Consider the following 24,919-nt stretch of genomic DNA (forward strand, 5'->3'; position numbering starts at 1 on the left):
CATAGTGGATGACCATTCTGTTCCGGCGCCCCCCGGACGTTGACTCTGACTGAAGGACTTCGCCATGCAACCTATAAGCGGCCCCGGTGCGCCGTTACCCGGCGATCGCCCGACGATCGATGCCCGAACCGGCGCAACACGCCCGGGCACCAGTACGGGAACGGGCGAACAGCCTCTGACACCCGCGCAGCGCACCACGCTGGAGCGCCTGATCGTCAAGATTATGTCGCTCAGTTCGCTGAAATCTGCCGAGCTTTGGGCCGGGTTACGTCATGAAGTGGGGGTTAAAAACGATGCAGGTCTTCAGGCACGCCATTTTCCGCCTGCGGAACAGTTTCTTAATACCCGTCTGTCGCAGGTACAAAACACCCACGCCACACGTCAGCTTCTGCAACAACTGACAGACCTGTTACCGACCGGCAATAACCGCCAGGCGGTCAGCGATTTCATTCGTCAGCAGTTTGGTCATACCGTGCTCAGCTCGTTGAATCCTGACCAGCTTCATCAGGTGCTGACGATGTTGCAAAATGGTCAGATGGCCATTCCCCAGCCACAGCAAAACCGTGTTACCGACCGCTCTCTGCTTCCGGCAGAGCATCAGACGCTGAATCAGCAGATCTCACGTCTTGCCGCCGCGACCGGGGAACAGCCGGCCAAGCTGTGGACCTCGCTGCTGAAAGTGGTGAACCTGCACAGCGGCGACCCGATCCCATCGCGTTTCTTCCCGCTGATGAACCAGTATTTGCAGGCCAGCCAGACCCTGAGCCAGCATACTGCCCCTACGCTGATACAGCTGACCGCCACGCTAAAACAGCCGCCGGATGCCGGTGAACAGCGGATGCTGGAGGATTACAGCCAGCAGCGCTTTAACGCCGCACCGCAAACGCTGCTGACGCCAACCCAGACGCAGGATCTGCTGAACCAACTGTTCAGCCGCCGTGCAGAGCGCCTGCAAGAACAGCAGTTGGCCGACAACGAACTCAACCCACGCCCGATCACCGTGCCATTGTGGGGTGCACTTCCACCTGTGCTGCAACCCCTGGCTAATCGTCCGGTGTTTGCCGCTTTTGCCATCCTGTTTGTTGTGGTGCTGGTACTCTGGATACTGCTTTAACTTAGCAACCGCAGTCGGGCAGTGTTGTCATTTCAGGCCAACTGCCCGGCCGATCGCCTTCCGTTACCGGATGGTTATCGCGCCGCCAGAAATCCAGCCCACCAATCAACTCCTTCACCCTGAAGCCCGCCGCCGCCAGCTTCCATGCGCCTTTTGTTGATCCGTTACAGCCAATGCCGTCACAGTAAGTGATATACACTTTCTCACGGTCCCATTCCGCCAGCGTATCGGCATTCATGAAACGATGAGGGAAGCTGACGGCACCGCAGATATGCCCGGCGTGATACTGCTGCTCTGAGCGCGTATCAATCACCACAATCTCCGGCACGCCGTGTGCCAGATCCTGCGCCACATCCCAGGCATCAGCATAGAGTGCCAGCTTCTGGCGCAGCAGCGCCTCACTCTGCTCAGATGCCGCCGGAGGAAATTGTAAAACCGCTGAAAACGAACTCATGATGCACTCCCGTTCATTATTAATGTTGCCATCATAGAATGGATGGGTCTTAATCATAAGACCCATTCTGAGACAATGATAAGACCACAATGAACCCCACTCCCGCTCCCTTTGCCGCTCTTTTTTCCCGCCAGAATGGGTCCACCCTGCGGGAAAAAGTGTGTGCCATGTTACGGGAGGCGATTGCCAGCGCAACGTTACCCGCAGGGTCTCGCCTGCCCTCTTCCCGCCTGCTCGCCAGCGATCTCTCACTGTCTCGCGTTACCGTTGAGGCCGCTTACAGCCAGCTGGAAAGCGAGGGATATCTCTCACGTAAAAGCGGGCGCGGCACGTTTGTTGCCATCAGCCCCACCGTATCGCAAAACCGCCACCGCCCCGCTTCTGCGGCGCCACAACTCTCAGCACGCGGGGGGAAAATGGTGGCGGGAGGCGGCTGTGACGATCCACTGTTTCCCCGTGCTTTTGCCGCCGGTTCGCCGGACTTGCGCGCTTTCCCACAGGTGCTGTGGCGGCGCCTGACCCAGCAGCGCCTGCGCTCAGAGAGCACTTCCCTGATGCAATATGGCGATCCGCTTGGTCTGCCCGATCTGCGCCAGGCGGTGGCGCATTACCTGGGGCAGTCGCGCGGCGTGCGCTGTTCGGCCGACCAGGTGATGATCCTCACCAGCTCTCAGCAGGCGCTGCAAATGATCGCTCTGCTGCTGTGCGATGCCGGTGATCCGGTCGGGATGGAAGATCCGGGTTACCCGGGTGCCTGGCACGCTTTCCGCTATGCCGGGGCGCAGCTCACCAGCATCGCCACCGACGAACAGGGAGCTATCCCGCCCGACGGGCCAGCCCCACGGCTGGTCTACCTGACACCTGCCCACCAGTATCCGACCGGCGTGACGATGAGCGGTCAGCGACGGCTGGCATGGCTGGCGTGGGCACGCCGCCATCAACGCTGGCTGATTGAAGATGACTATGACAGTGAATTTCATTATGACGGACGCCCGCTACCGGCATTGCAGGGGCTGGAGGATAGCGCAAGGGTGTTGTATCTCGGCACTTTTTCCAAAGTGCTGTTTCCCTCGCTGCGATTGGCGTATCTGGTGGTGCCCGATGCACTGATTGAGCCGCTGCGGCGGCTGCGCAGCGTGATGGATGGCCACAGCGCCCAGTTGATGCAGGCGGTGACGGCGGATTTTATCCAGCACGGTCATTTCGCTGCCCACCTGCGCCTGATGCGCCAGCTCTATGCCAGCCGCCGTCAACGGCTGATCGAGGAATTAAACGAGAAGCTGGCGGATCGACTCACACTGTTTCCCCAGCAGGGCGGCTTACAGTTGACGGTGCACCTGACATCCGGCGGTGAACAACGACTGACGCAGCAGGCAGTGCAGAGCGGGCTGCTGTTACCGCGTCTGTCACCGTTGTATCAGCAGCAACCTGCACGGGAAGGCTGGCTGCTGGGATTTTCAGCACTACAACCCGCAGAGATTGTGCAGGCGGTATTAAAACTCAGCCGTCTGAGCTACTGACGGCAGTGCGCGAGAAGCTGAAGGTCACGGCAATCCCCGCCAGCGCACAGATCGATCCGGCGACAAACACCGAACCGTAGCCCAGCGAGGTCGCCAGGATGCCAGTAAGCGGGCCGCTGGCCCCATAAGCGATATCCTGAAACGCCGAGAAGCCGCCAAGCGCCGTGCCACGCACCTGCGGGGCTACCCGCTTCAGCACCTCAACGCCCAGCGCCGGGAACACCAGCGAACAGCCGCAGCCGGTCAACGCCGCTCCCGCCAGCGCCACCCAGCCATTCGGCGCCAACCCAAGCAGCAGCAGCCCGCAGGCTTCCACCCCCAGCGAGATCAGCGCCACGCGCGTGCCTCCGAGCCGGTCCGGCAGCCCGCCGAACAGTACGCGCACCAGCACAAATGCCAGCCCAAACGCGGTCAGCGCAAACCCGGCATTGCCCCATTGCTGATCGGCAAAGTAGAGCGAGGTAAAGGTGCCGATCACCGCAAACCCGGTGCCCTGTAACGCCAGCGCCAGGCCCGGCTGAGTAATCTGCCCCACCACCTTCCACAGCGAGGGACGCTCGCCGCCGTGGATCGGTACAGGGCGTACGCCGGTATTGAACAATAGCGCCACCAGCGGCAGCAGGATCGTTGCCACGCCCAGCGCCATAAATCCCCACTGACTGTGTAACCACAAGCCCAGTGGCGCCCCGGCGGCCAGCGATCCATAAATCGCCATGCCGTTCCACGACATCACCTGGCCACCGCGTTTCGGCCCGACCAGCCCCATTCCCCAGGTCAAATTACCGGTCAGCAGCTGGCTTTCACCAAAGCCCAGCAACAGCCTGCCCGCCACTAGCAGGGCAAATTTACCCATGATCGGCAGCGGCAGCAGCGCCGCCAGCAGATAAGCCACACCGACCAGCGCCAGCGCCATCATACCCTGCATCGTGGAGCGCTTTGCCCCACGCTGGTCGGCCAGCCGTCCGGCATAACCGCGGGTCAGCAGCGTGGCAAAAAACTGAATGCCGACGGCAATCCCCACCATCACATTGTTCAGCCCCAACTCCTGGTGAACATAGAGCGGGATCACCGGCAGCGCGAGGCCTGCCGTCAGATAGGTGAGAAATACCGCGAAGGAAATACGTGCAAGAGCATGGGTGCCCGCTTTCGGGCTCTCATCACTGCAACTTGACATGGCGAACTTCTCCTGGAAAACCTACAGCACAGCCTGTGCCGCTCAGTTGGCTTGTGTGAAATTTTATTTTCAAAGTATCATAGATTGGCTAAAAAATTTCAAATCGTCAATATCACATCAGGAAGTTCGTGAGGAAGCCCGCAGTCAGTTATTATCAGGGCAATATTGACGATGCGGGAACAAGACATTGAAAACAGGGATATTCGCTTTAACACTGACCACACTGCTGACCAGCGTCCATGCCTTTGCCGCGGAAGAAGATAGCTGCCGTAACGGCTATTTCCCCAGCTACCAGGGAGAGTATCACCAGGCAGAGATCAGCGCAGATGCAGGTAACGTCCATTTCTATGATGATGATAATGGCTGCCCGGAAAAAGGGGCAAGCTGCGCGCGTAAAGCCTATCTGGTCCCTGGTAATCAGGTGCTGGTGGCACAGACCAAACCCGGGTGGAGCTGCGTCTGGTACTTCGCGAAAAAGCGCGACTTTACCAGCTGGATCCCCACGGCCAGCCTGACCCCCCTCCCGACACGCGCGGTAAAGCCTGAAGACTGGCTGGGCCTGTGGCTTCCGGTGGAAGGGTCCGATGCCATCACGCTTTCACGCAGCGGCGAAAAACTGCACGTCAGCGGTACGGCGAACTGGCACGGCGGCATCAACAGCTACGGTGAACAAGTGGTGCATATCGGTGAAATCGATGATGATGCCACGGTAGACGGCAACCGTCTGACGTTCGGCAAACCGGATTCACAGAACTACGAGTGCGGCGGTGAAATGCTGTTGATTAATGGCAATCTGGTGGTGCGCGATAACAGCAACTGCGGCGGGATGAACGTGCGCTTCGACAGTGTTTACCGCAAGAGCACAACAAAATAGTGTTCAGGGCCGCCTGCGGGCGGCTCATTGACCTTATTTTTCCTCTGTGTAAGGAAATTACGTCACCACCTTCCTCATCTTTCAGGCTAAAGCAAGGCGGCCGGATGGAAAATTCGCGAGATCGCTCGCATTCGGTGAATTCTTCCAGGCAGAAAACAGCATCTGACCGCCATACCCTGTGCTTTTTGTCGTATGAACCACTCATAATGTTATTTATTTGTTAAATAAAAATTAAACTAACAAATACACAACACTTTATCGTGGTAAAAATCCAACAACCACAGCAAAACAAACAAATAATTAACACAATAATGCTCGTAATTTTACATATAAAGTTACCGATCACACTTCTTCATCTCGCTCAACTCTTCGCCAAAATCTTCTTGCTATCTTGATCCGGTGGTCAATGCCACCTCTTACCTGACAAAAACAACGAATCAGATAACAAGGTACTGCTATGAAATTTAACCTCTCGTTACTCAATGCATGTGTTGTCTCTGCCTGTATGTTGTTCGCGACTCCGCTGCTGGCCGCAGAAAAACACGATATCGCCCTGGTGGCAAAAGTGACCGGGATCCCCTGGTTCACCCGGATGGCCGTTGGCGTAGATGAAGCCGCGAAAAAACTCGATGTAAATGCTTATCAGGTGGGCGGTTCCACTGCCGACCCGGCGCAGCAGGTGAAAGTGATTGAAGACCTGATTGCCAAGAAAGTGGATGCGATTATCGTGGTGCCGAACGACGCTAAAGTGCTGGAGCCGGTGCTGAAAAAAGCCCGCGATCAGGGCATCGTGGTGCTGACGCATGAATCCCCTGACCAGCCTATTGGTCAGTGGGATATTGAAACCATCGACAGTGTTAAATACGCCGAAAAGAATATGGACGAGCTGGCCAGCAATATGGGCGGCAAAGGCGGTTATGCCATCTATGTTGGTTCGCTGACCGTGCCCCTGCATAACGCCTGGGCGGATGCCGCCATCAAGTATCAGAAAGAAAAATACCCTGAGATGCATGAAGTCACTTCACGCCTGCCGGTGGCTGAGAGCATCGATAAATCTTACGCCACAACGCTCGATCTGATGCGCACCTACCCTGATCTGAAAGGCATTATCGGTTTCGGATCGCTTGGCCCTATCGGTGCCGGACAGGCGGTGAAAAGCAAACGTGCGAAAAATAAAATCGCCGTCGTCGGTATCGCGATGCCCGCTCAGGCTGCGCCATACCTGGCAACGGGTGATATCAAGAAAGCCCTGTTGTGGGATCCAAAAGATGCCGGGTTCGCTCTGGTGAGCCTTGCCGATCAGCTGCTGGATGGCAAACAGGTTACGCCGGATCTGACCATTGACGGCCTGGGTAAAGCCGATGTGGATATGGAACACCATGTGATCCGTTTTAACCGCATTCTGGAAGTGACCAAAGATAACGCGAAATCCCTCGGCTTCTGATTGTTTTGGGCCAGCCTGACTGGCCCTTTATCCACTCCAGGGTACTGAATTATGTCCACGCAATCACCGTTTATCTCACTGGAAAACATCAGTAAATCCTTTCCCGGCGTCCGCGCACTGGATGATGTGACACTGACGCTGAACCGGGGTGAAGTGCATTGCCTGGCCGGACAAAACGGCTGCGGTAAAAGCACGCTGATCAAAGTGATCTCCGGGGTGTATCAGCCCGATAAAGGTTCACATATCAGCATTGACGGAAAGCGGCTCAACCATCTGACGCCTGCCCTTTCGGCTTACTATGGCATCCAGGTGATCTATCAGGATCTGTCGCTGTTCCCCAATCTGTCGGTGATGGAAAACATTGCCGCGCATCGCTATCTGCCAGGCGGTCACTTCTGGGTAAACCGCCGGGCCATGCGCCAGCTGGCGCAGGAAACCATGGCACGTATCGGCGTGCAGCTCGACCCGGCGCGCAAGGTTGAAAAACTGTCGATTGCTGACCGCCAGCTGGTCGCTATCTGTCGGGCACTGGCGGCAGACGCCAGCCTGGTGATCATGGACGAGCCAACCGCATCGCTCACGCGCCATGAAGTGAACGGGCTGCTGCGTGTGGTGAATGAACTGAAAGCCGCCGGGATCTGCGTGGTGTTCGTCAGCCACAAGCTGGATGAAGTGATGGAAGTGTCCGATCGCATCAGCGTGATCCGCGACGGCAAGCTGGTGGGCACCTGGCCTGCCAGCAAACTGGATAGCGATGAGCTGGCATGGCAGATGACCGGGCAGCGCTTCAGCTTCAGCCCTCTGCCGGAACGTGCTGACCTCAACGAAACGCCGTTGCTGGAAGTGCGTAACCTCTCGCGCCGCAATCAGTACCAGCAGATCAATCTGCAACTCAGAGGCGGTGAGATCACCTCGATTGTCGGCCTGCTGGGCGCCGGACGTACCGAGCTTTGCCTGTCGCTGTTTGGTATTACGCGGCCCGACAGCGGCGAGATGATTATCGACGGTCAGCCGGTGGCACTGCGCAGTAACCGCGATGCCATCCGCCACGGTATTGCTTACGTCTCGGAAGATCGGCAGACGGAAGGGCTGATCATGACGCAGTCGATTTTCGACAACCTGCTGTTGCCGATTTTCTCCCAGCTGCGCAACCGCCTGGGACTGCTGGATCGGCATGAAGCCCGCCAGCGGGCATCAAAACTGATCCGTGAACTGAATATTAAAGTCTCTGACAGCCAGCTGGCCGTTCAGACGCTGTCCGGCGGTAACGCTCAGCGTGTGGCGATTGGTAAATGGGTCGCGACCCGGCCAAAAGTGTTGATCCTCGACTCCCCCACCGTCGGCGTCGATATCGCCAACAAAGAGGGGATCTATCGCATCGCCCGCGAACTGGCAGAGTCCGGTATGGCAGTGCTGATGATCTGCGATGAGGTCCCGGAAGCGTATTACAACAGCCACCGCGTGCTGGTGATGCGTAAAGGCGAGCTGGTGGCGAGTTTCGCCCCCCATCTGTGCCGTGAAGAGGAGATAGCCGGAGTGGTCAATGAATAACAAATTGCGTCACCTTATCAGCCTGCACGAATTCTGGCTGGGCATGCTGATTGTGCTGCTGGCGCTGGGCCTGAGCGTGCGCACCAGTGAGTTTCTTACCCTCGGCAACCTGACCGATGTGGCCACCAGCTATGCCATCCTCGGCATTCTGGCCTGCGGCCTGTTTGTGGTGCTGATTGCCGGCGGCATTGATATCTCATTCCCGGCGATGACCGCCATTGCTCAGTATGTGATGGCCAGCACCATGCTGACGCATGGCGGGAACCTGTTTAGCGTCTTTGCCATTGCCATCGGCTGCGGTCTGGTGCTGGGGATGTTCAATGGTTTATTGGTTTACCTGCTGCGGGTTCCGGCGATCATTATCACCATTGCCACGCTGAATGTGTTTTATGGACTGCTGGTCTGGGCCACCAACGGCACCTGGCTGTACGGCTTCCCGGACTGGTTTATGGAGGGCATTAACTGGTTTTCCTTCACCGCGACCGACGGCTACGAATATGGTCTGACGCTGCCGCTGCTCAGTCTTCTGGCGGTGTTTGTGCTGACCGGGGTAATGATGAACTTCACCCGCATTGGACGCCAGATTTACGCCATGGGCGGCAACCGCGAGTCCGCTTCACGCCTTGGCATCAACCTCAGAGGCTTGCATCTGGCGGTCTACGGCTACATGGGTGTGCTGGCCGGTGTGGCCGCCGTGGTACAGGCGCAGACAACGCAGTCTGTTGCACCCAACTCACTGGTGGGCTTTGAGCTGACGGTCCTTGCTGCCGTGGTCCTGGGCGGTGCCAGCATGAGCGGTGGACGCGGAACATTAACCGGCACGCTGCTGGGCGTACTGCTGCTGGCCTTCCTGCAAAACGGCCTGACGCTGCTGGCGGTCTCGTCCTACTGGCATATGGTGTTTAGCGGCATCATTATTCTGGTCAGCGTGAGCGCCACGGCATGGAACGAAAAACACCAGCGGGCAAAGGGGAACTGAGATGCAAACATTACTGAATAAACTGCCAGGTGACCGCATTATCCGGCTGCAGGTGCTGATGCTGGTGGCCGTGCTGGTGCTGTTTTCTCTGACGCTGGGGGGGCGCTTTTTTAGCCTCGGTAACTTCCAGTCGATAGCGAGCCAGTTGCCAGTGCTCGGCCTGCTGGCGCTGGGTATGGGCATCACTATGCTGACGGGTGGCATTAATCTGTCGATTATCGCCAGCGCCAACGCCTGCTCACTGCTGATGGCCGCACTGATTGTCGCGCATCCTGACCAACCGCAGTGGGTTTTCCTCGCACTGCTGGCCGGGCTGGGGCTGGCCGTGGTGATTGGCGTGGTCAACGGCGTACTGATTGCGGTCATTGGCGTCTCGCCGATTCTGGCCACGCTGGGCACCATGACGCTGATTGCCGGGCTGAATATTCTGCTCTCCAACGGTGCGGTGATCTCCGGCTTCCCACCGGTGATCCAGATGCTGGGTAACGGCAATATCGCCGGGATACCGCTGGCACTGCTGCTGTTCCTGGCCGTGGCGGCGCTGATGTGGCTGCTGCTGGAGCGCACCACGCTGGGCCGCACCATATTGCTGCTGGGCAGCAACGAGAAGGCCACGCGCTTTAGCGGGGTGAACACCACCCGCGTCACCATTGTGGTGTATGTCCTTTCGGCGCTGATGAGCTGGGGGGCCGCGCTGTTGATGATGTCGATGTTCAACTCGGCCAAAGCTGGCTATGGCGAATCCTGGCTGCTGGTGACCATCCTCGCCTCGGTGCTGGGCGGCATTAATCCTGACGGCGGTTTTGGGCGTATTCCCGGCCTGGTGATGGCGCTGATTGTGCTGCAGATGCTGGAAAGTGGACTGAATCTGCTGGGAGTGAGCAGCTACCTCACTATGGCCCTTTGGGGTGGTGTACTGATCCTGTTTATTGCGTTGCAACATCGCAGAACCTGAGGACTAAGGATAAAAAATGGCGAGCTATTACATTGGTGTGGATGTGGGAACCGGCAGCGCACGCGCAGGCATTTTTGATATTACCGGGCGCATGATGGGACAGGCGAGCCGTGAGATCGCGATGTTTCGCCCACAGGCCAATTTTGTTGAGCAGTCTTCCGACAATATCTGGCAGGCGGTGTGCCGGGCGGTACGCGATGCGATTAATCAGACCAACATTAACCCGGTGCAGATAAAAGGGCTGGGTTTTGATGCCACCTGTTCACTGGTGGTGCTGGATAAAGAGGGGCAGCCGCTGACGGTCAGCCCTTCCGGGCGCAGCGAGCAGAATATTATTGTGTGGATGGACCACCGCGCCATTGTGCAGGCGGAACGCATCAATGCATTGAAGCACCCGGTGCTGGACTACGTGGGTGGGGTGATCTCGCCGGAAATGCAGACGCCAAAACTGCTGTGGCTGAAGCAGCATATGCCAGCCAGCTGGCAGAATGTGGGTCACCTGTTCGATCTGCCGGACTTCCTGACGTGGCGCGCAACGGGTGACGTCACCCGCTCGGTCTGTTCGCTGGTGTGTAAATGGACCTGGCTGGCCCATCAGGACGGCTGGGATGCCAGCTACTTTAAACAAGTGGGTCTGGAAGATCTGCTGGAGCATGACGCGGCGAAGATCGGCAGCGAGGTCAAAAGCATGGGCGAACCCCTGGGACGTGGTCTGACACAGCGTGCGGCCAGTGAACTGGGCCTGCTGCCCGGCACCCCGGTCAGTGCCTCGATAATTGATGCCCACGCCGGAAGCCTGGGCACGCTGGGTGCCGCCGGGCCATCCGGCGAGCTGGCCGACTTTGACCGCCGCATTGCGCTGATCGGCGGCACCTCCACCGGGCATATGGCCATCTCCCGCGAGCCGCGTTTTATTAAGGGCGTCTGGGGCCCCGATTACAAGGCGGTGCTGCCTGACTTCTGGCTGAATGAAGGCGGCCAGTCCGCCACCGGTGCCCTGATTGATCATGTGATCCAGTCGCACCCCTGCTATGCCGCCCTGCATGAGCAGGGCAAAAGTCAGGGAAAAACCATTTACGAGGTGCTGAACGATCGGCTGCGTAAGATGGCGGGGGAAGCGGATAAAATCGCGTTTCTGACGCGGGATATCCATATGCTGCCCTACTTCCACGGCAACCGTTCGCCGCGTGCCAACCCTAATCTGACCGGGATACTGACCGGACTGACACTGTCGCGCACCCCGGAAGATATGGCGCTGCACTATCTGGCAACGATTCAGGCCATCGCGCTTGGCACCCGGCATATTATTGAAACCATGAACCAGACGGGCTACAGCATCGACACGATTATGGCCAGCGGCGGCGGCACCAAAAACCCGATCTTTGTGCAGGAGCACGCCAACGCTTCCGGCTGCACCATGCTGCTGGCGGAGGAGAGCGAATCGATGCTGCTGGGCAGTGCCATGATGGGCACCGTGGCCGCAGGCGTTTACGACACGCTGCCGGAAGCGATGAACGCCATGAGCCGTATTGGTAAAACCGTGACGCCACAGACCAACGAGATCAAACGCTATTACGACCGTAAATATCGGGTGTTCCGCGAGCTGTATCACGACCATATGAAATACCAGCAGATGATGCAGGAGGAATAATGACGCCGGAACAGAGCTGGCAACAGGCCACCACAGGCTGGAATACCTACCGCCAGGCGCTGGCCGCACTGGAAACGCAGCTTGACCGTCAGCAGTGGCTGGCGGTGCTGAATGCCCTCGCCGCCTGTCGCGGCAAGATTGCCGTCACCGGCATCGGCACCTCCGGCATTGCGGCGCGTAAAATCGCCCATATGCTGGCCTGCGTTGAGCATCCCGCCATCTGGCTCAGCGCTGCCGATGCCGCCCACGGCGATATCGGTTTTCTGCGCCACGACGATGTGCTGATTATGCTGTCACGCGGCGGTAACTCCGATGAACTCACGCGGCTGCTGCCAACGGTGCGTGCTAAAGGCTGCACGCTGATTAGCGTCACGGAGAACGCACACTCGGCCATCGCTCAGGCCGCCGATCGGCTGCTGCTGATGCCAAAATCGCAGGAGATCGACCCGCTGAATATGCTGGCCACCACGTCGATTATCAGCGTGCTGGCGGTATTTGACGCGATGATTGCGGTACTGATGTCGCAGAGTGGCTACAGCAAGGAGACGTTGCTGACCGTGCATCCGGGGGGGAATGTGGGGAAGATGTTGAGGGAGGAGTGACCCCTGAGGGATCTCCACACATTTTTAGTCGCTAATCTTTCAGCTTCAGGTCTGGAGCCAGTTTCAGCAGGCTCATAAACAAGGAACATCGGAGCAATACGTTTCAATATAGAATGTCTCAAAGAAATCATTCATCAAATCTTCTGCCACAAGATCATCAAGGTTCATACTGTCGGTGATGTAATCCTATGAATTTACTCTACAGGTTTAATGATAAGGTTTTCTGACGGATAACGATGCGATATTATCCGTTAAAACCTTTATGGACGCTCCCTAATGAACAGGCCGTTACCGCAGTTTACCTACCTCAGCGCTGACTTCGCTCGCGATGTCTTTATTCAACAAGCCGCCACCTGCAACTGCTGTGGTAAAGACACTGATCGCCACTATAACGGCACCATTTACAGGGTCGGTGACAGCGATATCACCCTGTGCCCGTGGTGCATCCATGATGGCAGCGCAGCCGCTAAGTACGCATGCAGCTTCAACGATCTTTATGATGAAGCACTTGATGATGCCATCGCGGCGGAAGTTTGCGAACGCACGCCGGGTTACAGTTCATGGCAGGACCAGAGCTGGGCGACCCACTGTAACGATGCCTGCGTTTATCACGGCGATGCCAGTGCGAAAGATGTTGCCGACGCCAGTGCAGAAACCCGTCAAAAGTGGATGAGCGATTACGAAATGGATGAGGAGAGCTGGTCGCAGTTTATGGCCGATTACAAACCGGGTGGCGATCAGGGCGTTTATAAGTTTGTCTGCCGCCATTGCGAATTGGTGATGTTTAACTGGGATTTTTCCTGACAGGTGTTTCTGCGGGAGGCAATGTGATGGCATCACCGTTGCCTCCCGACGAGAGGGGATGAGAAAGGTCAACCCGATGCGGTATCACTCACTGCATTAATGTTTTCTCTCGCATTGCTCTGGCACTGTGTCGGGTCAGGAAAGGGAGAATACTTAACAACCCGAAGGCTGCCAGTATCCCCCCGATCCAAAGAGGTGAACGAAGTCCATATCCCTCAGCAATCGCCAGCCCCCCTACCCATGACCCCACGACAATCCCCACATTACTGACAGCAATATATATCGTATTGACTAAAGAACTGTTTTTCGCCAGTCGCATAACCCGTGTCGCCAGTGCCGGATTCATCGGTAATCCCACCAGACCTTTCAACAACAGGGCCAGAGTGCTGATCACCATGGACTCCGTATTCAGGGCAAAAGTCACCAGCAGTGTAATAAGAATAACTTGCCCGCAGAACAGGATACGCATGGTATATCTGTCCGCTATTCGCCCTACTATCATGATACCGACCACCGTCGCAGCGCCGTACATCGCCAGAAGCACCGGGATGGTCGTCGGAGAGAAACCGGTGACCTGAGTAAGAATGGGAAAAAGATAAGTGAACATGGCGAAAACAGCACCAACCACTAAACCACTGGTGATACAGGCAGCCCACAGTTCTCCCTTACCTAATGCCGCTATTTCCTGTTTCAAACTGGCGCTGCTTTTTACAGGTTGTTTAGGAACCAGAGTCGCGCATGCAATGATGCCCAACAGCATCAATCCGGAAATAATCCAGAAACTCATACGCCACGACGTATATTGATCAAGCCAGGTGGCCGCGGGTAATCCGATAACGGAGGCAACCATTAATCCCCCCATGACAATCGCGGATGCCCGACCTATACGCTCCGGGCCAGCCAAAGATGCACAGACGGATAAAGCAACCCCGAAGAAAGCAGAATGTACCACGCCGGAAAGAATGCGGGAAAATAGCATCACATTATAATTCATGGCCACAGCACCGATCGCCTGGCTGAGACAAAACAGTGAAGCCAGGATAAGTAATGCGTGTTTATTTGACGTTTTAAATAAAAGAACAGCTAATATCGGCCCGCCGACCACAACGCCTCCGGCAAAAGCGGAAACGAGATAACCGACAGAAGAGACGGAAACGCCCAACGAGACCGCTAACGATGGCATCATACCGACAACCATAAACTCGGAGGTGGTCATTGAAAAAACACACATCGCCAAAACATAAATAACCACAGGCATGATTACGTCCTTATAGAAAGCATCCAATATGACTTTCTGCTCTGACGATCTCATTCAAAGCCAGAGCAGAAAAAAACCAGATTACGTACGATTAATGCTCACACCACCGTCAACAAATAAAGCGGTGCCGGTAGTAAATGCCGACAGCTCGGAAGCCAGATACAGTGCAGAATTGGCAATTTCTACCGGCGTTGCCCTGCGTTTCATCGCATGAAGCCCATTGATAAAAGCCTCTTTCTCCGGCGTATCGGTGGATGAACGCCCCATTTCTGTATCCGTTCCTCCTGGTAATAACGCATTAACCCTGATCCCTGCCGGGCTGTACTCGGCTGCCAGCGCACGCGTCAGGCCAATCAAACCCGCTTTGCTTGCAGCGTAGGCGGCCATTCCAGGAAAACCAATGGCATGCCCTACGAATGAAGACGTAAAGATCAGTGACGCATTGCCACGTTGCAGCATCGCGGGAATCTGATATTTAGCCGCAAGAAACGCACTGGTCAGATTGGTCTCTATCGTTTCATTCCAGCCTTCCAGAGAAATACCGGTGGTCTCGCCCATTTCGCCCATCGTGGCAGCGTTGTTGAAAGCAATATCCAGCCCACCAAAATGGTGAACCGCTAATCTCACCGCTTCTTTCGCACAAGCTTCATCCTTTACGTCAGCGGCTAACATTACGGCCCTTCCGCCCGAAGAGATAATTTCATCAACCAGCGACCCCAGCTCGGCAGCACGACGGGCGACCAGTACCAAAGCGGCACCTTCTTTGGCGAAAATTTTCGCCGCTTCACGCCCGATTCCTGAACTTGCACCTGTAATTAATGCTGTTTTATTTTTCAACATCATCATAACTATGATCCTTTAATAAATGACGTATTAACGTACCTTGGCCGGATTAATCAATGTGATAAGTTCCGACATATTTTTACCGAATGGCGCTTCTCCATCTTCAACCCTTTCGGCATATTTCCAAAAACCAGTACTAAACATCATCCCATAGTCGCGTGGTTCGCTTACGGCCTTGAGTTGAACTATCGGATTATTCTTTGCCCCCTTTAAACCCGGTAAAATGGGTTTGGTAATAGATTCGAAATAGCCAAGAATAGATTTCTTCTCAGTATCCGGCGTCCAGATAAGCTGAACAATAATTGTCTTATCCGTGACATTAAGGTAGCCGTGAATAGAATGCCGCGGACCAAACACCAGGCTTCCTTTTTTCATAGGCACCATGCGGATAGTATCGCGCCCAGAAATATCGGGTGGGTTATCCAGATCATCATATTTCTTGGTTCCCATCAGCATAACAACACCGCCTTCCGGGGTATAAAACCACTCATCCGTTTGAGTATGAACATGTAATGGCGGCCCGGAACCCGGAGGAACTTCAACTTCAGCCATTAAATACCGTCCATCCGTGGACTTACCGGTGCGAAGAAATTTTATAGATGCACCTTCAGGCTCACCATTGACGACCAGTGGGTTCGGATCATGTGTTATTTGAGAAAAAACAGCCGCATTTTCTTCTGCATCAATTGCCCACTCGGAAAAATCGCGTTCAGTATTCATTAATTCCATTTTCATGACATCCTCCTGACTACATTGATACCCAGAAATTCAACGGGTGAAACTTCATTCACTCATCTTGCTTCCTGTCACACGGGAAAATAATGAGTCTGTGTTTTCAGGATTATCATTTCCTCGCCAGCAAATGTACTGATCAGGGCGAATAAGCAGTAATGGGTAGCGATATAACGACAATGCATCTGGTGCAGGAAGCTCAATGATTTTTAACGGTATCCCTCTTTTTTTCGCCACACGGAGAAAATCGCTCACGTCGGGCGCATCTGCGCCAATACGCAGCAGAGAAAATCCAGAACCAAGCAGATCAAACAGGGATCGCCGATGTCCCTTAGCGTCCTCCACCCAGATATGCGGAAGACGCCCTCCCGGCGTGCTATCGGGCTGATAGTCATGAAGGTTATCGAATGGAGGACGTTCGCCATCAGTACAAATCAGAGGAGACTGGTCATAGCGAGCCCCCAGCTCAATCCCGGGCGAACTGAACTGGCTACGAAATACCTGCAAAGCCTGACCAAACTCAAGACGCGATCGATGCGCCGCCGGACTCTCTGCAATCTCAATATCGCCCGGTATTTTCAGACGACTTGCGCGCTGCGTGAGCTGACGGGCCGCAGCAGTATTGCGCCTGGCCACGGGCCTCCGTTCAATTTCATAAGAGGCCAGCAGCCCGGGCTGCGCCCCCCCCTGAATCACTGCGGCCAGTTTCCAGGCAAGATTTGACGCATCATCAATGCCGGTATTCATGCCAAACCCGCCGGTTGGGGAAAATAAGTGAATCGCATCACCCGCCAGATGAATCCGCTTTTCAGAAAAACGCTCTGCAATTTGAGCAAGGCCACCGTGCCATACTGAATGTGCGATAATGTCAACATCGACCGGTTCTCCACACCCTGCCTGTATGTGCTGAATCATCTTCTGATCGTCCGGCTCTTCCGTTTCTGAACCCGGTTTGGATAACAACACGAATTCATCTTTTCCATTCAAACTGACAAGCAACATTCTTAAACCTGGCGCCATAACGTTGTACATCCAGGCTTCTTTACCTCGCAATATTCTGTTGTGTAATGCCGGAATACGGAGGTGCGAAGAAAACATTCTTCCCGTTAAGAAACCCGCGATCGCCGTGTCGGTCCCCTGGTAACCTATCCCCAGCGTTTTCCTGACAAAGCTATGACTGCCATCACATCCAATAAGATAATCCGCACGCCACGACTCCCTGCGGGACGAATGAGTAGAGTCTTCAATAATGACGTTAACGCCAGCCTCATCCTGTTCTAAAGAAACCGCGTGCCAGCCGAAGCGCACCTCTATGTTTTCTCTTTCGTTGAGATGATTGTGCATATAACGCTCAACATACATTTGATTCGCTCTGAGCAAAGGCTCAGGTATTTGATGCGTGACATCATCATCCCGTGCTATCACCGCTCTTTGCTGTTCTGACGGCATGCTGAAGCGCACCAGCTCCCAACTGTTTAATCGGGTAAAATAGGTAATATCTCTGGGATACGTTGATGGGAGACCTAATTTTCTGATGGCAGCTGAAATTCCGACACGACGGTAGTGCTCCATCGTCCGGGAGTTATGTGTGTTCCCCTTAGGGTGAAGGCGTGTCTCTTTATCTCGGTTGACAATAAGGCTACGCACACCATGATAATCAAGGAACAACGCCAGCATCATCCCAACAGGCCCACCGCCGATGATGATGACGGGTGCGTGATGTATGGCAGGTGAATTCATATAACCTCCTGGTGATCAACAGAAAGTGGTATCAATTTCATAATATAAAAATGGTTTTCACTGCCATTCCCGCCGAATTCAGAGGCCACGATTTCATATTGATAACCATATTGACCAAGCAATTCTGTCAATGCAGAAATATCCCCCTGACTGCTGAACCCCAACAGCAACGCACCACCAGGAGCCAGATAATTTTTTACTTCCTTAAAAAAACGATGATGTGTGGCATAGCCAACATCGCAAAATGCGTGAAGTATCTTATTATCGAAAACATAGTCTTCAGGAACAAAAACAAAGTTTGAATTCCAGAAAATAGTATCAAACTGATCGCCTTGCTTGAGCGCATTGAAAAGATCGCTTTGAAGCGTCGATACAATATGATCAACACCATGCCTTTCTACATTCATCCGCGTATTGTTCACCGCTGCTTCGCTAATATCGGTGGCAACAACTCGTGCACAACCGCTAAGGGCAGCAACAACCGCAGTGACACCTGCACCACATCCTATTTCAAGAAAACGGCCACCTTTAGGATAAGGTATCAGACGGGTAAATATCCCTGTAGACTGAAAATGAGTGGGAGGAAAAACGCCCTCGTTAATCATAAAATGATGGCCAAGACATTCGTAATTATGGCAACCATCGCTTTCAGCATCATTCAGTCGTTGGATAACGGAATTAAGCACTGCCGAGTTAAAAGTATGTTCCTTCATCTTTTCTCTCTTAGATAATTGATTACTGTTAAAGAGAATGCTGTATTTAAGGAAAAACCTTAATTCATTAAATTTCTTTCAGCGTTTATCCTGATAAGCGATAAAGCAGACTGACGCAGTTCTCTTTTTAATATTTTACCTGTGGCACCCACGGGCAGGAATGCCAGACTGTCCACAACGATCGAGGCAATCGCGTGTTTCGCTAAAAGTGGGCCAGAGTTCATCATTGACTCATAGATACGCTCCGTTACCTGTAGCGAAAGTGCAGCGGACTCACGTGTTGCTTCCCTGTCTGCCAGAATTAACACCAGTATTTCAGGATCGCTAGCGGTTCTTCCTGCAACGCCCACCACCACGGCATCACAGACGCCATCGACCTGCTGCGCGACCTCTTCGAGAAACAAGGTATAAAGGTTGCCTGACGGTGTTACCACAACATCCACCTCCCGGTCGACATGATAGAAAACACCCTTTTTGCACAGCGCGATATCACCCGTCACAAAGTAACCATTTCGCCATGCCCTGTTCGTCTGTTCCGGCTGCTGCCAGTACCCTGAGGTAATGGTGGGTGAACGTACAGCAAACAGGCCGGGTGTTCCGGAAGGCACCTCTTCTCCCGTTGCAAAATCGAGAATTTTAGCCACGGCAATATCAACAGGACGGCCAATTGAACGATGAGGGGCCAGGGCATCAATCCGCGACTCATTACGAAATAACGCCATTCCCAATTCCGAGCTGCCAAAAGAGTCCATATATTTTGATTTCGGCGCCCCCTGCAACAACCGGCGTATATGGCTTTGATGCGAGGCATCTCCCATACTTAACCATCGGCGTACAGTGGTAAATTCGGCATCACCGATCCCCGCTTCGATCAACGTCATATAGCTGTGAGGAAAGGCGGCAACGGTGGTGGGAGAAAAAGCATGTATTGCCTGCCGTAAAGCTTCTCCATCCTGAGAACCCACGACATACGTGGGGATACCATGCAGAATTGCCGTTTCTAAATGGCTGATTGCCGCTGAATGTGACTGAGGAAGGGCAGTGAGCAGTCGCTCATCTGGCCCCTCTGAAAAGCGGCCAATGCGCACTCGTTTTCCCATAAAGAACTGGCGGTGTTCAAAACGGACCGCTTTTGGCACACCTGTGGTGCCGGAAGAATGGCTCAACATCACCAGAGTGGAATCTTCAGGTTCGAATGGCCACGACTCAGGGAGGGAAATCGCCCGGTGAAAATCCGCCGTCGAAATATCAAGCGTTTCATTCGACTGTTGCCATTGCCGGACAAATGAACTCTTTTTACTTGTCTCAGCGTCAATGACCAGTTTCAGGAAACCGTTCTCATTCATATACAGAATCCCGAGATCTGCAGGTATTCCTGGATTGATAAGTGAGATAGTCGCGCCAAGGCTGGTCAATGCAAGATAATGTAAAAACGGTGTAATACCATCCTCAACACAAACAGAAATGACATCCCCTTTTTTCACTCCATGCTGTAAATACCACTGCGCCAGAAACATTCTATACTGCTGTAATGTGTTAAGGCTGAGAGCCTGTGTATATCCTCCTCCCGGGGAAAGGAGCGGGCGGTCCAGAAAGAGGAATGCTCTCTCTTTACAGACGTTGAGTAACAAAATACGGTCCAACATATTCCCGCAACCGAGAGACTCATCCTCACGTAACCGGTGTAATATTTTTTCCGAAAATAACCCACTATCCTGTCGTATTTCACTGACAAAACGTTCTCTCGATCGCATGTGATGACTCATTTCAGCGCCCTTCCCTCTGGGTATTTTTGTCTTGAGACTCTTAAGGGTATTTTTATACTTTTCATTAAATTCACAATGCTAACTAACAACTCTTCGGGTTGAGGATGCTGAAACACATTACGACCGATACACAAACCATATGCACCATGAGCTACCAGCGTCGAGGTCATCTCACACAATCTGTCTTCCGTGCATAACTCTCCTCCGGCGAAATAAACCTGAATATCCTGGCAATGCTTAGCCAATATAATGGGTATGTCAGATATCGCTTTTGGTGGTGCTAACTTGATTGCATCCGACCCTAATTCAGAGACAATTCTGATGATGTGATTGATTCTGACTATTCTTTCATCATCATTGGATAATTCCTCTTTATCGTATGCCATCGTTAACACAGGCATCCCGTACGCGTGTGCTTCATCCACAACGCGGCCAAGCAGAGAAAGGTTATGCCCATAATTATCCTTTGAAAAGTTAACCTGAACGGATACAGCATCAGCACCAAGCCGCAATGCGGCTACTATATTCGAGACAATAATTTTCTTATCAGGGTCGGGGGCTATACCGGGCATTCCATTAAGCTGAACCACAATTCCTGTTGCAGGGTGCAACATATCACGATCGATTAACCTTTCGATAAGACCTTTATGTCCAATAACCGCACTGATGTTTTTGCTGCCAATCCATCGGGACAGCCTTTCGGTTGTCTCTATTCCGTCAATTGGACCTAGTGTGAGACCGTGATCAAGAGGGACAATAAGTCCCAGTGGGAAATCAGAAAATAATAGTGAGTGTAGCCTTGTTTTTCTTCCAATGAAACTCATCGCTCACCTCGCTATTTTTCTATAATACTTTCATTTATTTTAATGCCTACATGGCGGCCAGGTTCGGTGACGTACCCTAAAACCTTATCGCCTGCCTTGAGTTCAGAAATATTAAGAGGCTTAGCCGCGTCAGAAAATATACGGACATGCCAGTCATCCTGCATAATGACGCTGACACGTTCTTGATGAGAAAACTCAACCTCAATCAGCCTCAGAGGGCGCAGCTCTATTTTCATACGGCCAACAGCAGCACGGCGGGTACGCCCTTTAGCATTCACAACCATAACGGGAGAACCGGTTTTAAGTTCGCTCATATAATCCGTGAGGTTGTCCTGATTGAATACATACGAATGCATCGCCCCTGCATTCACCCTGAACGGGCGTAATTCCATATAGGGTAGGAAAAACACTTCAGCACAGCAGAGCAAACCGCCCTGTGAGGTATTGCCGACCAGAATGCCTTCATCAGGCTGGAACAACGTTGCGGTATCAATGCAGGCACGGTATCCCATTCCTACGGGTCGACTATCCATCACCGTCCCGACCTGAATAGTGATGTCTTTGTTTCCACGATCTGACATTCTATTAAGAAAGTCACTCATGACATCATGCTCTACCGGAGAAAATATAACGCCTTCAGCACCATATTCCATTACGCCATAAGAAACGATTGCATCATCCACATTTGAAGGTTCCTTCACTTCTTTCATTAAAATTGTGTGCGTTGATTGTAATGATGCAATGACGAGTTCTAGCGGAATGTTGGTGGGATCGCGAAAAAGTATCCAGAGATAGTCAAAATCAATACCATCACTAATTGATCCCAGTAGACTTTTCTGGTCATCGACATAACAAATATAGCAGGATGGAATATCATTTTTTTTAATATTTTTTAGTGCATGAACATCATGATAGGCGACACTGAAACGAGAACTTCCTTTCTGCGCTTTAAACTCATCAAAAAAAACACTCTCATGAAACTTTTTTAGTTCTGTTTCGTTGCGGATTTTCAATACTATTTGCATCCTCTCTGGGATCGCTTTAATGAGATCGTTGATATTTTCAAGATAAACAACAACTCCACTATAAATAGAATTTATCACTCTAATGAACATACCGTCATCCGGCTTTTTATTTTTCAACTGAATCGTATCAAACCAAATATGAGGGGTATCATCACACTCTCTTTTCAATCGCCCCTGAGTTTTAATGTTTCCTAATTTTACCGATGAGCGTTTTAATACTGTCTCTTCGGTAACGAAATTGTCAACCTTAGCTTCATTTTTATTCACTTTAACGTCAGAAGGTTTCATGTAAAATCCTTTTATAAGTAAGAGGTAGTAATAAAATTCCAATAAAAAAGCCACAGTAGAATGCAGTATTGTTCTTAAAACCAATACAGTATTCTTCCGTGCGATGCTTTTAAACCATCCGAATCTTGCTTTTGAATTCTTAACGAATAAAAATCATTATCTGTCTTTAAATTAAATAAGGATTCTATAAAGCAATCTTACTTTTTATGATTTTTACACTTCAACATCTGCCATTCAGCATTTAATATTTTATAAAGCATCATGAAAAATGATGCCTAGCGTATGCCGGTTACCATGATGAATTTTACTGACACCGTGCCGCATATTGACTCGATAATGCCCTTTATTTCCTTGCACCGGGCGGTGAGACACAGCAAAAATTACCGCATCCCCCTTTTTCAAACTGAGCACTTCTGCCCGGGTTTGCCTACGGGGCCTCTGTTCGGTTAAAACAAACTCACCGCCCAGGAAATCCTGTTCAGGTTCGGAAAGCAGAATGGCAACCTGTAAGGGGAAAACCCGCTCCCCGTACAGATCTTGATGCAGGCAATTATAATCCCCTTTGGTGTACTGCAAGAGGAGAGGCGTTGGCCTTATCTGGCCCGCGCTATGACAAAGGTCAAGATAGCGTTGATGCGTTGATGGATATTCCCACTGAATATTCATTTTTATATTCCAGTCATTGGCTATTTTTGCCAACTCTGGATATAACCCCGTGCGCAGCTCGGCGACCCTATCGGGTAACGGATATTTAAAGTATTTATACTCCCCCTGACCAAACCCATGACGCCCCATATGGATATGGGAGCGAAACCATTCACCCTGTGGATACATTGCTTTGAGGGTATCGCATTCTTCATCAAGGAGAAGCCCACTGATACAGGCGCTTCCTCCTGCATTCAGTTCAACAGTAATACGTTCCCAATCGAGCACTAAGGCACGATGGGTACACCGTGGATGATATTCATTCATTGAATTTTTCTTCCCGGTCTAACAGCGTTCGTTTGCGTTCGACTCCCCAGCGATAGCCAGACAGAGAACCATCATTTTTCACCACACGATGGCAGGGGATCGCCACGGCCAGAATATTGGCTGCACAGGCCCCCGCGACAGCGCGCACTGCTTTTGGGGAACCTATACGCTTCGCAATATCGGTATAACTGACCGTAACCCCAACAGGGATCTCGCAGAGTGCTTTCCAGACGCGTTGTTGAAATGAGGTACCGCGGATATCTAAAGGCAACGCTAATGTCATTTGCGGGGCTTCAATAAACCCAACCACTTGCGCTACCACCTGTTCGAATTCCGAATTGCCCCCCACCAGATTCGCCTGGGGGAATTTATCTTCCAGATCCTGTAGCAATTTATCAGCATCATCCCCCAGAAGGATGGCACAAATGCCCTTCTCACTTTGAGCCACCAGGATATTACCTAAAGAACATATGCCTATTGCGAAATATATCTTTGCCCCTTTTCCCCCTTCTCTCCATGCCTTAGGCGTCATCCCTAGCATTGCAGAGGCATTTTCATAAAAACGGCTATTGGAGCTAAAGCCTGCACTGTAAATGGCCTCTGTTACGGAATCACTCTGCCCAAGATTGTCACGCAACTTTTCATGCAATCTTGCGATGGAGTAATCTTTTGGTGTTAAACCGGTGATCGATTTAAACAGTCGGTGAAAATGGAAAGAACTCATCCCTACATAATCTGCCACGTCAGACAGTTTCATTATTCCTTCACTTTTCTCTATGTAACGGCAGGCTTCTTCGATTTTATCCGTGTAGATTTTTTCTAATTCTGGTTGCCCCTGATAGAAACGCTTACTGGCACGATAGCCTTGCTGTTCCGCTTCACTGGCGGAATTAAAAAACACCACGTTATGTTGTTTTGGCTGCCGCGTCGCACTGGACGGCGAACAGTACACACCTGTCGTACGCACGCCATAGACATAGTGACCATCTGCCTCTTTATTTCTTTCAACAATGCCCTGCCAGCGCTCTTCATCTGTCATCCATTTCTTTGACTCACTCATACACTTTACCTGTGAAAGTTGAATACACCAGGGCATCCAGCCCGAACATATTGGTTAATTTAAAAGTAAAAATAGAGAGAAAACACTCCGTTTTTTGCTTTTGTATTAACCTGCAAAACGGGAGGCCGTAATGGCACATTAAATTTGTTCCCCGTACGCAAGTCATATCATGGCCGGACAACACCGTGGTCACGATTAGTTGACCGCGACATGATACCTCCCCTTCCTCCGCACTTATCATCCTCCTCTTCCCCCATGCTTTCCCCTACCCTATTGACGGCTATCATCACAGGGATGTCATCATGCTCAAGAAAATCGGCCTTACTCTCGCTATGCTGCTCTGCGGCTGCGCAACCATCACCAGCCACACCGTTGGCAACAATCCAAAAAACTCCTTTTATGCGGGGACGCAACTCGACGTCCACACACTGCCTGACTGTCTCGGGTGCTGGCTCGATCTGCCGTTCTCCGTCGTGGCCGATACGCTGATGTTGCCGTTTGATACCTGGCATTACTACCACACGCCGGACAACATCACACAGCCACCGAAGCCGGCAGAGAACGTGAAATAAACGT

General features: G+C 52.5%; 23 protein-coding genes. 11 read left to right on the forward strand and 12 right to left on the reverse strand.

The features are described from left to right. The first annotated feature begins 64 nt into the window (after positions 1–64). Positions 65–1,114 carry a flagella biosynthesis regulator Flk gene (gene flk, locus WH277_RS21575; protein ID WP_133841354.1) on the forward strand — a complete coding sequence of 350 codons (1,050 nt, stop codon included), beginning with the start codon at positions 65–67 and terminating at the stop codon, positions 1,112–1,114. A 1-nt stretch (position 1,115) separates the two neighbouring features. Here flk and WH277_RS21580 read toward each other — a convergent pair whose 3' ends face one another. Then, positions 1,116–1,568: a rhodanese-like domain-containing protein gene (locus WH277_RS21580; protein WP_339506853.1), complete on the reverse strand. Its 453-nt coding sequence runs from the start codon at positions 1,566–1,568 to the stop codon at positions 1,116–1,118. A gap of 89 nt (positions 1,569–1,657) precedes the next feature. Between WH277_RS21580 and pdxR the strand changes: the two genes are divergently transcribed. Beyond that, positions 1,658–3,088, forward strand: coding sequence for a MocR-like pyridoxine biosynthesis transcription factor PdxR (pdxR, locus tag WH277_RS21585; protein WP_339506855.1), 1,431 nt, complete (start codon positions 1,658–1,660; stop codon positions 3,086–3,088). On the opposite strand, the gene WH277_RS21590 is transcribed toward pdxR, so the two are convergent. Further along, positions 3,069–4,262: an MFS transporter gene (locus WH277_RS21590; RefSeq protein ID WP_339506857.1), complete on the reverse strand. Its 1,194-nt coding sequence runs from the start codon at positions 4,260–4,262 to the stop codon at positions 3,069–3,071. The two genes, pdxR and WH277_RS21590, sit on opposite strands and share 20 nt — an antisense overlap. Before the next feature lie 187 nt (positions 4,263–4,449). Between WH277_RS21590 and WH277_RS21595 the strand changes: the two genes are divergently transcribed. The 8 genes from WH277_RS21595 to WH277_RS21630 all read left to right on the forward strand — a co-directional run bounded on the left by WH277_RS21595 (position 4,450) and on the right by WH277_RS21630 (position 13,122). Further along, a complete protein-coding gene (locus WH277_RS21595) occupies positions 4,450–5,136 on the forward strand; it encodes a hypothetical protein (protein WP_212815540.1) in 687 nt (228 codons plus the stop codon). 457 nt (positions 5,137–5,593) lie between these two features. Next, positions 5,594–6,580, forward strand: a complete 987-nt coding sequence (locus tag WH277_RS21600) for an autoinducer 2 ABC transporter substrate-binding protein (RefSeq protein WP_133841349.1) — start codon at positions 5,594–5,596, stop codon at positions 6,578–6,580. A 51-nt stretch (positions 6,581–6,631) separates the two neighbouring features. Continuing rightward, a complete protein-coding gene (locus tag WH277_RS21605; protein ID WP_339506859.1) occupies positions 6,632–8,131 on the forward strand; it encodes a sugar ABC transporter ATP-binding protein in 1,500 nt (499 codons plus the stop codon). Continuing rightward, positions 8,124–9,110, forward strand: coding sequence for an ABC transporter permease (locus tag WH277_RS21610; RefSeq protein WP_133841347.1), 987 nt, complete (start codon positions 8,124–8,126; stop codon positions 9,108–9,110). The genes WH277_RS21605 and WH277_RS21610 overlap by 8 nt, the downstream gene beginning before the upstream one ends. Position 9,111: 1 nt before the next feature. Continuing rightward, positions 9,112–10,065, forward strand: a complete 954-nt coding sequence (locus WH277_RS21615) for an ABC transporter permease (RefSeq protein ID WP_133841346.1) — start codon at positions 9,112–9,114, stop codon at positions 10,063–10,065. A 16-nt stretch (positions 10,066–10,081) separates the two neighbouring features. Continuing rightward, entirely contained in the window at positions 10,082–11,716 is a 1,635-nt protein-coding gene (locus WH277_RS21620; protein ID WP_339506862.1) for an FGGY-family carbohydrate kinase, read from the forward strand. Continuing rightward, positions 11,716–12,318 carry a KpsF/GutQ family sugar-phosphate isomerase gene (locus WH277_RS21625; protein WP_133841344.1) on the forward strand — a complete coding sequence of 201 codons (603 nt, stop codon included), beginning with the start codon at positions 11,716–11,718 and terminating at the stop codon, positions 12,316–12,318. The genes WH277_RS21620 and WH277_RS21625 overlap by 1 nt, the downstream gene beginning before the upstream one ends. Before the next feature lie 276 nt (positions 12,319–12,594). Further along, positions 12,595–13,122 carry a CbrC family protein gene (locus tag WH277_RS21630; RefSeq protein ID WP_133841343.1) on the forward strand — a complete coding sequence of 176 codons (528 nt, stop codon included), beginning with the start codon at positions 12,595–12,597 and terminating at the stop codon, positions 13,120–13,122. A gap of 88 nt (positions 13,123–13,210) precedes the next feature. On the opposite strand, the gene WH277_RS21635 is transcribed toward WH277_RS21630, so the two are convergent. The 10 genes from WH277_RS21635 to ada all read right to left on the reverse strand — a co-directional run bounded on the left by WH277_RS21635 (position 13,211) and on the right by ada (position 24,343). Then, positions 13,211–14,380 carry an MFS transporter gene (locus WH277_RS21635; RefSeq protein WP_339506865.1) on the reverse strand — a complete coding sequence of 390 codons (1,170 nt, stop codon included), beginning with the start codon at positions 14,378–14,380 and terminating at the stop codon, positions 13,211–13,213. Between the two features lie 81 nt (positions 14,381–14,461). Then, complete coding sequence (locus tag WH277_RS21640) at positions 14,462–15,226, reverse strand: SDR family oxidoreductase (RefSeq protein WP_133841341.1); 765 nt, start codon at positions 15,224–15,226, stop codon at positions 14,462–14,464. Between the two features lie 27 nt (positions 15,227–15,253). Beyond that, positions 15,254–15,958: a cupin domain-containing protein gene (locus WH277_RS21645; protein ID WP_339506867.1), complete on the reverse strand. Its 705-nt coding sequence runs from the start codon at positions 15,956–15,958 to the stop codon at positions 15,254–15,256. A 48-nt stretch (positions 15,959–16,006) separates the two neighbouring features. Next, positions 16,007–17,695, reverse strand: coding sequence for an FAD-dependent monooxygenase (locus WH277_RS21650; protein ID WP_339506869.1), 1,689 nt, complete (start codon positions 17,693–17,695; stop codon positions 16,007–16,009). Further along, on the reverse strand, positions 17,692–18,408 hold the full coding sequence (locus WH277_RS21655; protein ID WP_133841338.1) for a methyltransferase: 717 nt from the start codon (positions 18,406–18,408) through the stop codon (positions 17,692–17,694). The genes WH277_RS21650 and WH277_RS21655 overlap by 4 nt, the downstream gene beginning before the upstream one ends. 59 nt (positions 18,409–18,467) lie before the next feature. Next, entirely contained in the window at positions 18,468–20,174 is a 1,707-nt protein-coding gene (locus tag WH277_RS21660) for a class I adenylate-forming enzyme family protein (protein WP_133841337.1), read from the reverse strand. Then, positions 20,171–20,998: a class I fructose-bisphosphate aldolase gene (locus tag WH277_RS21665; protein WP_133841336.1), complete on the reverse strand. Its 828-nt coding sequence runs from the start codon at positions 20,996–20,998 to the stop codon at positions 20,171–20,173. The genes WH277_RS21660 and WH277_RS21665 overlap by 4 nt, the downstream gene beginning before the upstream one ends. An 11-nt stretch (positions 20,999–21,009) precedes the next feature. After that, on the reverse strand, positions 21,010–22,311 hold the full coding sequence (locus WH277_RS21670; protein ID WP_167863574.1) for a 3-dehydroquinate synthase II: 1,302 nt from the start codon (positions 22,309–22,311) through the stop codon (positions 21,010–21,012). 249 nt (positions 22,312–22,560) lie between these two features. Continuing rightward, positions 22,561–23,283, reverse strand: a complete 723-nt coding sequence (locus tag WH277_RS21675) for a 2OG-Fe(II) oxygenase (protein ID WP_133841334.1) — start codon at positions 23,281–23,283, stop codon at positions 22,561–22,563. Next, a complete protein-coding gene (gene ada / locus WH277_RS21680; RefSeq protein ID WP_133841333.1) occupies positions 23,276–24,343 on the reverse strand; it encodes a bifunctional DNA-binding transcriptional regulator/O6-methylguanine-DNA methyltransferase Ada in 1,068 nt (355 codons plus the stop codon). Before ada ends, WH277_RS21675 begins: the two co-directional genes overlap by 8 nt. A gap of 302 nt (positions 24,344–24,645) precedes the next feature. Between ada and WH277_RS21685 the strand changes: the two genes are divergently transcribed. Continuing rightward, positions 24,646–24,915, forward strand: a complete 270-nt coding sequence (locus WH277_RS21685; RefSeq protein WP_133841332.1) for a YceK/YidQ family lipoprotein — start codon at positions 24,646–24,648, stop codon at positions 24,913–24,915. The last annotated feature ends 4 nt before the right edge of the window (positions 24,916–24,919 follow it).

Origin of the sequence: Erwinia sp. MYb416, from assembly GCF_037479575.1 — a bacterium.
Classification (GTDB): Bacteria; Pseudomonadota; Gammaproteobacteria; order Enterobacterales; family Enterobacteriaceae; genus Erwinia; species Erwinia rhapontici.